A 13540-nucleotide genomic window follows, 5' to 3' on the forward strand; every position below is an offset into this window, starting at 1 on the left:
GGGTTATCCTGTCGAGCTAACGGAGGTTTTTTATGCAGATTTATAAAGTCGGCGGCGCAGTGCGAGATCGCCTGCTCGGCAAACCTGTTACCGATATCGACTGGGTCGTGGTCGGTGCCAGCACCGAAGAGATGCTCGCCAAGGGCTTTCGCCCGGTCGGTGCTGACTTCCCGGTGTTCCTGCACCCCAGGACGGGGGAGGAATATGCCCTCGCCCGCACCGAACGCAAGAGCGGGCGCGGGTATGGCGGGTTCACCTTTCACGCCAGCCCCGAAGTGACCCTGGAAGAAGACCTGATTCGCCGGGATCTGACGATCAACGCCATGGCCGAAGACGATCACGGCCAATTGACCGACCCCTACCAGGGTCAACGCGACCTCCAGGCCCGCGTACTGCGCCACGTTTCCCCCGCGTTCGCCGAAGATCCCCTACGAGTCCTGCGGGTTGCCCGTTTCGCCGCCCGGTATGCCGCGCTCGGTTTCACCGTAGCCCCAGAGACCCTGGAACTGATGCGCCAACTCAGTGAATCCGGCGAATTGCAGGCACTGACTGCCGAGCGCAGCTGGAAGGAAATCTCCCGCGCCCTGATGGAAGAGCAGCCCCAGGTGTTCATTCAGGTACTACGCGACTGTGGCGCACTGAAGGTTTTGTTGCCGGAGATTGATGCGCTGTTCGGCGTGCCCCAACCCGAAGTCCATCACCCGGAAATCGACAGCGGCGTGCATACCTTGAGCGTCCTGCACCAGGCCGCCCTACACAAACAACCGCTGACCGTGCGCTGGGCCTGCTTGCTGCACGATCTGGGGAAAGGCCTGACTCCACAAGACGAGTGGCCCCGGCACATTGCCCATGAACACAAGGGCCTAAAGCTGATCAAGGCGGTCAATAACCGCTTCAAGGCTCCGCGCGACTGCCAGGAACTGGCATTGCTGGTGGGCGAGTACCACACCCACGGCCACCGCGCACTGGAACTAAAGCCCTCGACCTTACTCGAACTGCTGCAAAGCTTTGACGTTTATCGGCGCCCGCAGCGCTTCGAAGAATTCATCGTCGCCTGCGAGATGGATGCTCGTGGGCGCAAGGGCCTGGAGCAAAGAAGTTACCCACAAGCGGATTACTTGCGTGGCGCAGCGACCGCCGCTCGCAACGTGGCGGTTCAGCCGTTGCTGGAACAGGGATTCAAGGGCCCGGAACTGGGCGAAGCGCTCAAGCGCGAGCGGCTCAAGGCACTGAAAGCCTACAAAGAGGCGGCATCTGCCTGAAAAGCATCACGGGCAAGCGGAGCACCGCCCGGCCAGCTCCCACATGGACGGTGTTCATCCTGGATGTGGGAGCTGGGGTCAGAGCAGATTCAAAGGCGTCAGCGGCACTCCACGCCACTCGAATGCCACCGGCGCCAACACCTGATCAATCTGCGCCTCAGCCCACAGCGTCGCGAAGCTTTTTCCCGCGCACGGATGCACCCGGTCCGGGGCAATCAGCGACAACGGCCACAACACAAAGGCATTTTTCAGGATTTCGGCACGCGGAAGAATCAAACCGTCAAAGTTGCCCACCAGATCGCCGTACAACAACACGTCAATATCCAGCGGCAAACCCTTGCGATCCGGCGCGTAACGGCCGTTATCGGCCTCGATGAACTTCAAGCGGCGATCCAGTTCGATCAACGGCAGGTCGGTAAACGCCGACACCACAAAGTTGAAAAACGGCCCGCTCTTGATCCCCACCGGCTGGCTTTCGAATACCGCCGAGCAGCGCATATCCACCAAAAACCCACTCAGCGCTTCCAGCCCCGCCAACAAATGGGTTTCACGCTCGACATTACTGCCCAGCCCAAGAAATACCTGAGTTAGCGACATCCGCGCTCGATCTCCACGCCCACGCCAGTAGCCGCCGGAACTGCCCCTGGCTTGGTCAGTTTGAGACGCATCCAGGTGATCTTGAATTCGCTCATCAACACTTCGGCCAGGCGCTCGGCAAAAGTCTCCACCAACTGGAACTGGGCTTGCTCGGCAAACGCCTGGATACGCGTCGAAACACTGGCGTAATCGAGCGCCAGGGTCAGGTCATCGCCGGCTGCTGCCGGACGATTGTCCCAGGCAAAGCTCAGATCAAGACGCAGGCACTGACGGATGCCGCGCTCCCAGTCGTAGGCACCGATTACCGTGTCGACTTCCAGGCCCTCGATAAACACTCTGTCCAAGCACTTTTCTCCGCAGCACGACAAGGGCGCAATGCGCCGTTAGAATCAGGGCGTCCTCGCCCGGAATAGTTAGCATGTTTTGGTCACTGGCGATTTTCGCCTACCTGCTTGGCTCGCTGTCCTTCGCCATTTTGCTCAGCCGCCTGACCGGTAACCCCGATCCGCGAATGAGTGGCTCGGGTAATGCCGGCGCCACCAACATGTTACGCCTGGCGGGAAAAAAACTCGCGGTCCTGACGTTGCTGGGCGACCTGTGCAAAGGCCTGCTGCCGGTTCTGCTGGCGGCCATCGCCGGGCTATCGATCCAACAACAGGCCTGGGTCGGTATCTGCGCCGTCATCGGCCACCTGTTCCCGCTGTACTTTCGCTTTCGCGGCGGCAAAGGCGTGGCGACCGCCGCCGGCATGCTGCTGGGGCTCTACCCGCCGGCTGCACTCCTGGCCATTGGCGGCTGGCTGCTGACCTTCTACCTGACCCGCACCAGCTCGCTGGCGGCGTTGATCGCCACACCCCTGACCTTGCCATTGCTGGCCTGGCAGGAGCCGGCAGCGCTACTGCCCATGAGCGTCCTGACGATCCTGATCGTCTGGCGCCATCGCGGCAATCTACGCGACCTGTTTGCCGGGCGCGAACGGCATTTTTAACCCCGCCCCCCGAGCCACCTTCACCAGACCCGGTTTACAGCGCCGACAACTGCTCCATTGGCCAACGTGCCTGCACGCTGATCGCCAGGCTTTCATGCTGCCCAGCCTGCAGACGCTGGCAGCCGGCAAAAGCGATCATCGCGCCGTTATCGGTGCAGAACTCCGGGCGGGCGTAGTAAACGTCGCCCTTCATGTCACCGAGCATTTTCTCCAGGGAAACCCGCAAAGCCTTGTTCGCGCTCACGCCGCCAGCGATCACCAGACGCTTGAGACCCGCCTGTTTCAAGGCGCGCTTGCACTTGACGGTCAAAGTCTCCACCACCGCCTGCTGGAAGGCCAGTGCGATGTCGCTACGAGTCTGCTCGCTGTCGTCTCCAGCGCTGACGCACTGCTGCCAGGTGTTCAGCGCAAAGGTTTTCAGGCCACTGAAGCTGAACGCCAGGCCCGGTCGGTCGCACATCGGCCGCGGGAAGGTGAATCGTCCCGGGACACCGTGCTCTGCCAGACGAGCGATTTCCGGACCGCCGGGGTAATTGAGTCCCATCATCTTCGCCGTCTTGTCGAATGCTTCACCCGCGGCATCGTCGAGGGTCTCGCCCAACAGCTCGTATTGACCGATTGCATCGACCCGCACCAGCTGCGTATGCCCACCGGAGACCAACAAAGCGACGAACGGAAATTCGGGCGGTTGCGGCTCGAGCATCGGCGCCAGCAAATGCCCTTCCATGTGGTGCACGCCGAGGGCCGGAATACCCCAGGCAAACGCCAGCGCCTGGGCGCAGGAAGCCCCCACCAGCAAGGCGCCCACCAGGCCGGGACCCGCGGTGTAGGCGATCGCGTCGATCTCGGTCGGCACGCAGTCCGCCTCAGCCAAGACCTGACGGATCAAGGGCAGCATGCGTTTGACGTGATCCCGTGAAGCCAGCTCTGGCACCACGCCACCATAGGCACGGTGCAGGTCGATCTGACTGAACAGTGCGTCGGCCAGCAGACCTTTTTCACTGTCGTAAAGTGCGACGCCGGTTTCGTCGCAGGAGGTTTCTAATCCCAGTACTAGCATGGGTTTGCGCCTTGTTTAGGCTAAATTCGAAGGCGCGCATAATAGTCCCCATGGGATGCCCCGACCAGCGGTTTTCGATCAGAGGCTTTGCATTCCGAGCGATGAGGGGTTAACATCCGCAACCCTTAAAAACCGACGTCTTCAAGTGCTCTTTTGCCGCGAGGATGTTGACCCCGGTAATGAATGAAGGTAGCTCTGGATGCCAGCCGTCAAAGTAAAAGAGAACGAACCCTTCGACGTAGCTCTGCGTCGTTTCAAGCGCTCCTGCGAAAAAGCCGGTGTACTGGCTGAAGTTCGTAGCCGCGAATTTTACGAGAAGCCAACTTCTGAGCGTAAGCGCAAAGCAGCAGCCGCTGTTAAGCGTCACGCCAAGAAAGTTCAGCGCGAACAGCGCCGCGCCGTTCGTCTGTACTAATACACAGACGATCGTAGCAAGCTTCTGCCAAGCCCGGCCCTCAGCCGGGCTTATGGCATTTGCGGATATCGCTTGATGCTTCACTGTCAAAGCCGCAGACGCGACCGCGACAAACTGCTTTACACGTCAGACCTGGCTCTTTTGCCAGCAGTGCACGTCTCTTCTGACGAGCCTTCCAAGGCTACTGACGAGCACACCCTACTGATTCCTCTCAACGACGATCAGCCCAAGGCGCCTTCTTGCGTGCCTGCTTTTGAGCTATCCGAGGCCTGTCACCGGGCACTGCGGGACTCAGCGCAATACTTTCGAACAGTCGAACCCTGATTGGGACTAACCTCAGTGGATTTTCGGCGGATACACTCCCCTACCGCGAATACGCAGACGATACCTGGTCGAGCCGCACACCTGCCGCGCCTCAAAATCATGACCGGTATCCACTCGCCTCTCGCGTGGGCCAGATACTCACATGCAGTGATGACGAGAACGCCATGGCCGGGCTGATTCCCCAGAGCTTTATTGACGACCTTCTGAACCGCACCGACATCGTCGATGTGGTCAGCTCGCGGCTGCAAATGAAAAAAGCCGGCAAGAACTACACTGCCTGCTGCCCGTTCCACAAAGAAAAGACCCCCTCCTTCAGCGTCAGCCCGGACAAACAGTTCTATTACTGCTTTGGCTGCGGCGCGGGAGGCAATGCCCTCGGCTTCCTCATGGACCACGACAACCTGGACTTCCCCCAGGCCGTCGAGGACTTGGCCAAAGCCGCCGGCATGGAAATTCCCCGCGAAGAAAGTGGCCGCCCGCACAAACCCCGGCAACCCACCGACTCGCCGCTGTACCCGCTCCTGAACGCCGCCGCCGACTTTTACCGCCAGGCTCTGAAAAGCCATCCGGCGCGCAAAGCCGCGGTCGACTACCTGAAGGGCCGCGGCCTGACCGGTGAGATCGCCCGGGATTTCGGCCTGGGTTTTGCGCCTCCTGGCTGGGACAACCTGTTCAAGCACTTGAGCAGCGACACCCTGCAACAGAAAGCCATGATCGATGCCGGCCTGCTGATCGAGAATGCCGAAAGCGGCAAGCGCTACGACCGCTTTCGCGATCGCGTGATGTTCCCGATCCGCGACAGCCGTGGACGCATCATCGCCTTTGGCGGCCGAGTCCTGGGCGACGACAAGCCGAAATACCTTAACTCACCGGAAACCCCGGTCTTTCATAAAGGCCAGGAGCTCTACGGCCTGTATGAAGCGCGCAAGAACAACCGCAACCTCGACGAGATCATCGTCGTCGAGGGCTACATGGACGTCATCGCCCTGGCCCAGCAAGGCCTGCGCAATGCCGTCGCCACCCTCGGCACCGCCACCAGCGAAGAACACCTCAAGCGCCTGTTTCGGGTGGTGCCCAACGTATTGTTCTGCTTCGATGGCGACCAGGCCGGGCGTAATGCCGCCTGGCGTGCCCTGGAGTCGACGCTGTCGAGCCTGCAGGACGGACGACGCGCACGCTTCCTGTTCCTGCCGGAAGGCGAAGACCCGGACACCCTGGTCCGCTCCGAAGGCACCGACGCCTTTCGTGCCCGCATCAACCAGCACGCACAACCCCTGGCCGACTATTTCTTCCAGCAGTTGATCGAAGAGTCCGATCCGCGCTCGCTTGAGGGCAAGGCCCACATGGCCACCCTCGCCGCGCCGCTGATCGACAAGGTGCCCGGGGCAAATCTGCGCACCCTGATGCGCCAGCGCCTGAGCGAAATCACCGGCCTCAACAGCGAAGCGGTCAGCCAACTGGTGCAAAGCGCACCACAAGAAGCGCCGCCAGCCTACGATCCAGGCATCGATTACGACGCCATGCCGGATTATTCCGACTACCATCAACCGCAGGAAGCCTACGCGCCCCAGCAGGAATGGACGCCGAAAAAGTCTGGCGGCGGCAAGAAATGGGAAGACAAACCCTGGGACAAAAAAGGCAAGCGAGGCGGCGATCGCGATCAGCCACGTGCCCCGCGCGTCCCGGCCGCCGTCGAACCACCAACACTGGCCGCTTTACGCACGCTACTGCACCACCCGCAACTGGCGGAAAAAGTCGAGGACGCCGGGCACTTCGCGGCCGAGGACCACTCCAACACGCAATTGCTGGTGGCACTGCTCGAAGCGGTACAGAAGAATCCCAAGCTAAACTCATTTCAGTTGATTGCGCGCTGGCACGGGACCGAACAAGGTCGCCTGCTCAAGGCATTGGCCGAAAAGGAATGGTTGATTGATGGCGACAACCTTGAACAACAGTTTTTCGACACCATAACTAGCTTGTCAGCCCGCCAACGCGAGCGAAACCTGGAACAACTGCTCAGGAAAGCACGTCAAAGTGAGCTGAGTAGCGATGAGAAAAACCAACTGCGCGACCTTCTAAGTCGCAATGTTTCCGCATCAAGCCCGACCTCAACTGGCGCGTGAGGTCATAGCTCAGGTATAATCCTCGGCTTGTTTTTTGCCCGCCAAGACCTTCAGTGGATAGGGTGTTATGTCCGGAAAAGCGCAACAGCAGTCTCGTATCAAAGAGTTGATCACACTCGGTCGTGAGCAGGGCTACCTGACTTACGCGGAGGTCAACGACCACCTGCCGGAGGATATTTCAGATCCGGAACAGGTGGAAGACATCATCCGCATGATCAACGACATGGGGATCAACGTATTCGAGGTTGCGCCAGATAAGGATTCCCTTATGCTGGCCGACGCCGATACCGACGAAGCCGCGGCCGAAGAGGCAGCAGCAGCGTTGGCAGCGGTTGAGACCGACATTGGTCGCACTACCGACCCAGTGCGCATGTACATGCGTGAAATGGGTACCGTAGAGCTCCTCACTCGTGAAGGCGAAATTGAAATCGCCAAGCGTATTGAAGAGGGCATCCGTGAAGTGATGGGCGCGATTGCGCACTTCCCTGGCACGGTTGATCACATTCTCTCCGAATACACTCGCGTCACCACCGAAGGTGGTCGCCTGTCTGACGTCCTGAGCGGTTATATCGACCCGGACGACGGCATTGCGCCGCCTGCTGCAGAAGTGCCGCCGCCTGTCGACCCGAAAGCAGCGCCTGCTGCCGACGATGCCGAAGAAGACGACGCTGAAGCCAGTGACGACGAAGAAGAAGCCGAAAGCGGTCCGGATCCGGTCATCGCAGCCCAGCGTTTTGGCGCTGTCGCCGACCAGATGGAAATTACCCGCAAGGCCCTGAAAAAGCACGGTCGTGACCACAAGCAAGCAATTGCCGAAATGGTCGCGTTGGCCGAACTGTTCATGCCGATCAAGCTGGTGCCCAAGCAATTCGAAGGCCTGGTCGAGCGTGTGCGCAGTGCCCTGGATCGTCTGCGTCAGCAAGAGCGCGCGATCATGCAACTCTGTGTACGTGATGCACGTATGCCGCGTGCCGACTTCCTGCGCCAGTTCCCGGGCAACGAAGTAGACGAAAGCTGGACCGAAGCACTGGCCAAAGGCAAAAGCAAATACGCTGAAGCCATCGGTCGCCTGCAACCGGACATCATTCGTTGCCAGCAGAAGCTGACCGCACTGCAAACCGAAACCGGTTTGACGATCGCCGAGATCAAGGACATCAACCGTCGCATGTCGATCGGTGAGGCCAAGGCCCGCCGCGCGAAGAAAGAGATGGTCGAAGCGAACTTGCGTCTGGTGATCTCCATCGCCAAGAAGTACACCAACCGTGGCCTGCAATTCCTTGACTTGATCCAGGAAGGCAACATCGGCTTGATGAAAGCGGTGGACAAGTTCGAATACCGTCGTGGCTACAAATTCTCGACTTATGCCACCTGGTGGATCCGTCAGGCGATCACTCGCTCGATCGCCGACCAGGCCCGCACCATCCGTATTCCGGTGCACATGATCGAGACGATCAACAAGCTCAACCGTATTTCCCGGCAGATGCTGCAGGAAATGGGTCGCGAACCGACCCCGGAAGAGCTGGGCGAACGCATGGAAATGCCTGAGGACAAGATCCGCAAGGTATTGAAGATCGCTAAAGAGCCGATCTCCATGGAAACCCCGATCGGTGATGACGAAGACTCCCACCTGGGTGACTTCATCGAAGACTCGACCATGCAGTCGCCAATCGATGTCGCTACCGTTGAGAGCCTTAAAGAAGCGACTCGCGAAGTACTCTCCGGCCTCACTGCCCGTGAAGCCAAGGTCCTGCGCATGCGTTTCGGCATCGACATGAATACCGACCACACCCTCGAGGAAGTTGGTAAGCAGTTCGACGTTACCCGTGAACGGATTCGTCAGATCGAAGCCAAGGCGCTGCGCAAGCTGCGCCACCCGACGAGAAGCGAGCATCTGCGCTCCTTCCTCGACGAGTGATCACAAAACCCCCGGCCCTGCCGGGGGTTTTGCTTTATGCAGATTAAATCCTCGCGACATCGCTCCCGCCGCCCAGCCCGTCTACACTCGAAACATTCCCCCCCAAGCCATAACGAGACCGTTATGCCCAGACTCCCGGCCGTGCTGCTACTGTCGCTGATGACCTGGACCGCAACGGCTGGCGCGCTGACTCTTAATGACGAAGAACGTGGCTGGCTGGCGGCTCATCCAGAGTTACGCCTGGGCGTCGACGCGTCGTGGCCGCCATTCGAGTTTCGTGACGAGCAAGGCCGCTACCAGGGCCTGGCGGCGGACTACATCAACGTCGTGCGCGATCGTCTGGCCGTCAAGGTTACGCCCGTGGAGCCGGTCAGTTGGACCGAGGTGCTGGACCAGGTCAAAAAGGGCAAGCTCGACCTGCTGCCCGGCATCATGTCCACCCCCGAGCGCCAGAACTACCTGGCCTTCACCCGGCCCTACCTGGATTTCCCCATCGTTATCCTGGCCCATGTGGGCGGTGCCCAGCCCCGCAACCTTGAGGACCTCTACGGCCTGAAAATCGCCGTGGTGGAAAACTACGCCCCGCACGAACTGCTGCGCACCCAGCACCCCGATCTCAACCTGGTGCCCATGCCCAATGTCAGCTCGGCGCTGCAGGCACTGGCCACCGACCAGGTCGACGCCGTTGTCGGCGACCTCGCGTCCAGTGTCTGGAGCCTGCGCCAACTCAAGCTCGATGGGCTCTACGTCAGCGGCGAAACCCCCTATCGCTACCAACTGGCGATGGCCGTGCCACGGGATAACAAACTGCTGGTAAGCATCCTCGACAAAGTGCTGGCCGACATGAGCCCCGGGGAAATCAGCGCCATCCAGGAGCACTGGGTAGGCAACGTCCTCGATCACCGGGGCTTCTGGTCCGACCTGTTGATCTATGGCCTGCCTGGTGTGGGCTTGCTGATCGCGATTCTCGCCGTGGTGATCCGCATCAATCGCCGCCTGAGCTCGGAAATTTCCCGGCGGGTCGCCCTGGAACAGGAACTGCGCAGCAGCGAATACCATTACCGCGGTCTGGTGGAGAGCCTGTCCGCCATCGCCTGGGAAGCACGTATCAGTGACTTCACCTACAGCTACGTGTCGCCCCACGCCGAAGATCTACTCGGTTACCCCCTGTCCCACTGGTTGATTCCCGGCTTCTGGCGCAACATCATTCACCCGGCCGACCTGACACGGGCCCAGAGCTTCTGCGATCACGAAGTGCTGGCCGGGCGCGATCACAGCCTCGACTACCGAGTGATCACGGCCGACGGGCGTTGCCTGTGGGTACGCGACATCGTCAGTCTGATCGAACACGGCCACGAGCCGATCATGCGTGGCCTGATGATCGACATCAGCGAAGCCAAGCGCACCGAAGAAGCCCTGCGCCTCTCCGAGCAGAAGTTTGCCTCGGTGTTCCAGCAGTGCCCGGACATCCTGGTGATTGCGCGCCTGTCCGACGGTTGCCTGCTGGAAGTCAACGAGGCCTTCGAGGAGCAGATCGGCCTGAGCGCCGAACAAGTGGTGGGACAAACCGCCACCGATCTGAACATCTGGGGCATTGCCGGCGTCGGCCCGGGACTGTTGCAGCGCTTGCAGGCCGGCAGCATTCGCAACCTGGAGATGCCCTTTCGCCGCAGCAATGGCCAAGTATTCACCGGCCTGATCTCCGCCGAGCCCTTCGAGCTCGACACCACGCCAGCGCTGGTGGTGGTGGTCCGGGACATCAGCCAGCTCAAGGAAACCCAACAGCAACTGCAGACCTCCGAAGAGAAGTTCGCCAAGGCCTTCCATGCCTCACCTGATGGCCTGCTGCTCTCACGGGTCAGCGACGGTCTGCTGATCGAGGTCAACGAAGGGTTCAGCCGCATCACCGGTTTCAATAGCGCCATGTCCCTGGATCGCTCGACCCTCGACCTGGGGATCTGGGTCAACCTCAATGAGCGTCGCAAAATGCTCGACCTGCTCAAACGCGACGGCTTCGTGCGCGACTTCACCTGCCACATCCGGCGCAACGACGGGCAGATCCGCCTCTGCGAAATGTCCAGCCGACCGCTACCGATCGGCGAAGAAGAATGCATGCTGACCATCGCCCGGGACATTACCGAGCGGCACCTGATGCAGGAAAAACTGCAACAGGCTGCCACCGTGTTCGAGAGCACCGCCGAGGGCGTGTTGATCACCGACACCCAGCAGCACATCAGCGCCGTCAACCGTGCCTTCAGCGAGATTACCGGCTACAGCGAAACCGAAGCCCTGGGCCACACCCCAAGGCTCCTGGCCTCAGGCCTGCACGACAGCGCCTTCTACGCGGCCATGTGGCATCAGTTGACCGCCGAGGGCCATTGGCAGGGCGAGATCTCCAACCGGCGCAAAAATGGCGAGCTGTACCCCAGCTGGCTGACCATCAGCGCGGTGCGCAACAAGGACCGCTTCATCACCCACTTCGTCGCGGTATTTGCCGATATTTCGAGCCTCAAGCACGCCCAGGCCAAGCTCGACTATCAGGCCCACCACGACCCGCTGACCGGCCTGCCGAACCGCACGCTGTTCGAAAACCGCCTGCTGACAGCCCTCAACGGCCAACGTGAACAGGGTGGCCTGGGGGCCGTGCTGTTTCTCGACCTCGACCGCTTCAAACACATCAACGACAGCCTCGGGCATCCAGTCGGCGACCTCCTGCTCAAGGGCATCGCCGTGCGGCTCAAGGAGCAACTGCGGGATATCGACACCGTGGCGCGCCTGGGCGGCGACGAGTTCATCATCCTGCTGCCGGGCCTGCAGCAAGCCAGCGATGCCGACAACATCGCCAACAAACTGCTGAACTGCTTTGGCGCGCCGTTCCAGGCCGGTGAACATGAGTTCTTCATCAGCGCCAGCATCGGCACCAGCCTCTATCCCAAGGACGGTAGCGACGTCGCCACCCTGGTCAAGAACGCCGATGCGGCCATGTATCGCTCCAAGGCCAAAGGCCGCAACCGGGTCGAAAGCTATACCCGCGACCTCACTGCCCAGGCCAGCGAGCGCATAGCCCTGGAACATGAACTGCGTCGCGCCATCGAACGCAACGAATTGTCCCTGTACTACCAACCGAAAATCAGCCTCAACCATCCACGCCTGGTCGGCGCCGAAGCGCTGATCCGCTGGCACCACCCGACCTTCGGCGAAGTACCGCCCGAGCACTTCATTTCCCTGGCCGAAGAAAACGGCATGATCCTGCAGATCGGCGACTGGGTACTGGAACAGGCCTGCCTGCAGATGCACGAATGGAGCAAGCGCTACGAGGGGTTCGGCTCACTCTCGGTCAATCTCGCCGGCGCCCAACTGCGCCAGCCCAACCTCTTGGGGCGCATCGAACAACTGCTCAGGGACAACCGCCTCAAACCCGGCCTGCTGCAACTGGAGATCACCGAAAACTTCATCATGAGCCAGGCCGAAGAAGCCCTGGAAGTCCTGCACCAACTCAAACGCCTGGGAGTGCAACTGGCCATCGACGACTTCGGCACCGGCTACTCCTCCCTCAGCTACCTCAAACGCCTGCCGCTGGACTACCTGAAAATCGACCAGTCCTTCGTCCGCGGCCTGCCCGACGACCCCCACGACGTGGCCATCGTCCGCGCAATCATCGCCCTTGGCCGCAGCATGCAATTCACCATCATCGCCGAAGGCGTGGAAACCCAGGCCCAACAGCAATTCCTCGCCGGCGAAGGCTGTGAACAGATCCAGGGCTACATCGTCAGCCTACCCCTGCCCGCCGACGAATTCGCCGCCACCTTCCTTCGTATCGCAGTTTCGGACTTTTCGGATAGCACAGCCGAGAAACCATCGCTATAATCCGCGGCCTACTGAGGGCCTATAGCTCAGTTGGTTAGAGCAGAGGACTCATAATCCTTTGGTCCACGGTTCAAGTCCGTGTGGGCCCACCATATAAATCAACAAGTTAGGTCAACCATTGCGGTTGACCTTTTTTGTTTCCGATGACTTTGTAAGCACTTTGTAAGCACTTGGCGAAAAACGCGTATCTTTACCGGGGTGCGCACCAGCGCACTGTCGATCTGTTCGCCCCCCCCTTGATTGAGGTACAGCAATTGAGAAGCCTGAAGCCATTCGAGCTACGACTGAAACAGGATATTGATGCGATTACCGAAGCCGAACGCATGAAGCTCAATGACTGGCAACGGGACTTCCTACAAGGGATAACCGAACAGCTTGATGCTGAAACACCGCTAACGCCTAGACAGCAAATGTTCACCCTGGAAACACTGAAGCGCGTAAAGGGGCAAACCCGTTAACGACCTGGCCAACTTGCCGTCCTCTCGTTCAGCGTGAACATGGTCGGCCTCTCGGACTTGCTTGCAGAGAAAGTGATGGGCCTTACCGAACTTCGCCAGAGCGGCGACGTCGTGACGCTCATGCGTACCATGTGCGGGGCTTCCACAGCAGTGACGGCATGCACCACCGGAATGAAGAAGACCCCTTCGGCACGCGTGAATGACTAGTTATCGGCAAACACCTCAAACTCAATACAACATTCGAGTTGCTTGATGCGTGCTTGAAGCGCGGCGTTTTCCTCCGAGAGCGTGACCGCCACCAGTTCCAGCCCCTGAACCGTCCGGCGATTATTGCTGTTGAGCCCTTTACTGCAACCTGCCTGGCACCTAGGCAGTCGTTCTGACCGCCAATTGCGGCGGATTTACCAGAAGGCTTTGTCCGCATGACCGGCAGAGAACGGCCATTAGCGGACGCTCACAAGCGACCCCTAACGGCCAGAAGCGGACGATCATAAAAGGCAGTTTTCGACCATCTCAGCGTTGGTATTGCCA

At 60.1% G+C, this 13540-nt stretch carries 10 protein-coding genes and 1 tRNA gene; 8 read left to right on the forward strand and 3 right to left on the reverse strand.

All coding sequences use genetic code 11. From position 1 onward, the window contains the following. The first annotated feature begins 32 nt into the window (after positions 1-32). Entirely contained in the window at positions 33-1262 is a 1230-nt protein-coding gene (locus QMK50_RS11455; protein ID WP_320333136.1) for a multifunctional CCA addition/repair protein, read from the forward strand. A gap of 78 nt (positions 1263-1340) precedes the next feature. On the opposite strand, the gene folK is transcribed toward QMK50_RS11455, so the two are convergent. Together folK and folB are read right to left on the reverse strand one after the other, a co-directional pair. After that, complete coding sequence (gene folK, locus QMK50_RS11460) at positions 1341-1859, reverse strand: 2-amino-4-hydroxy-6-hydroxymethyldihydropteridine diphosphokinase (RefSeq protein ID WP_320333137.1); 519 nt, start codon at positions 1857-1859, stop codon at positions 1341-1343. Further along, a complete protein-coding gene (gene folB, locus QMK50_RS11465; RefSeq protein ID WP_095170590.1) occupies positions 1850-2203 on the reverse strand; it encodes a dihydroneopterin aldolase in 354 nt (117 codons plus the stop codon). The genes folK and folB overlap by 10 nt, the downstream gene beginning before the upstream one ends. Before the next feature lie 74 nt (positions 2204-2277). Here folB and plsY point away from each other — a divergent pair, with 74 nt between their 5' ends. Further along, positions 2278-2847 (forward strand): glycerol-3-phosphate 1-O-acyltransferase PlsY, encoded by a 570-nt coding sequence (gene plsY / locus QMK50_RS11470; RefSeq protein WP_095170592.1) that lies wholly within the window; start codon positions 2278-2280, stop codon positions 2845-2847. Positions 2848-2881: 34 nt separating this feature from the next. On the opposite strand, the gene tsaD is transcribed toward plsY, so the two are convergent. Then, a complete protein-coding gene (gene tsaD, locus QMK50_RS11475; RefSeq protein ID WP_095170594.1) occupies positions 2882-3907 on the reverse strand; it encodes a tRNA (adenosine(37)-N6)-threonylcarbamoyltransferase complex transferase subunit TsaD in 1026 nt (341 codons plus the stop codon). 199 nt (positions 3908-4106) lie between these two features. On the opposite strand from tsaD, the gene rpsU reads away from it, so the two are divergent. The 6 genes from rpsU (at position 4107) to QMK50_RS11505 (ending at position 13009) form a co-directional block, all read left to right on the forward strand. Further along, positions 4107-4322: a 30S ribosomal protein S21 gene (gene rpsU / locus QMK50_RS11480; protein WP_002551877.1), complete on the forward strand. Its 216-nt coding sequence runs from the start codon at positions 4107-4109 to the stop codon at positions 4320-4322. A gap of 488 nt (positions 4323-4810) precedes the next feature. Next, positions 4811-6769 (forward strand): DNA primase, encoded by a 1959-nt coding sequence (gene dnaG / locus QMK50_RS11485; RefSeq protein ID WP_320333138.1) that lies wholly within the window; start codon positions 4811-4813, stop codon positions 6767-6769. A gap of 67 nt (positions 6770-6836) precedes the next feature. Then, on the forward strand, positions 6837-8684 hold the full coding sequence (gene rpoD, locus QMK50_RS11490; protein WP_095170598.1) for an RNA polymerase sigma factor RpoD: 1848 nt from the start codon (positions 6837-6839) through the stop codon (positions 8682-8684). 123 nt (positions 8685-8807) lie between these two features. Continuing rightward, complete coding sequence (locus tag QMK50_RS11495) at positions 8808-12551, forward strand: EAL domain-containing protein (RefSeq protein ID WP_320333139.1); 3744 nt, start codon at positions 8808-8810, stop codon at positions 12549-12551. 15 nt (positions 12552-12566) lie between these two features. Beyond that, positions 12567-12643, forward strand: a tRNA-Ile gene (locus QMK50_RS11500). A 162-nt stretch (positions 12644-12805) separates the two neighbouring features. Continuing rightward, a complete protein-coding gene (locus QMK50_RS11505; RefSeq protein ID WP_320333140.1) occupies positions 12806-13009 on the forward strand; it encodes a hypothetical protein in 204 nt (67 codons plus the stop codon). Positions 13010-13540: the final 531 nt, after the last annotated feature.

The organism is Pseudomonas sp. P5_152 (genome assembly GCF_033989915.1).
In the GTDB taxonomy this organism is placed as follows: Bacteria; Pseudomonadota; Gammaproteobacteria; order Pseudomonadales; family Pseudomonadaceae; genus Aquipseudomonas.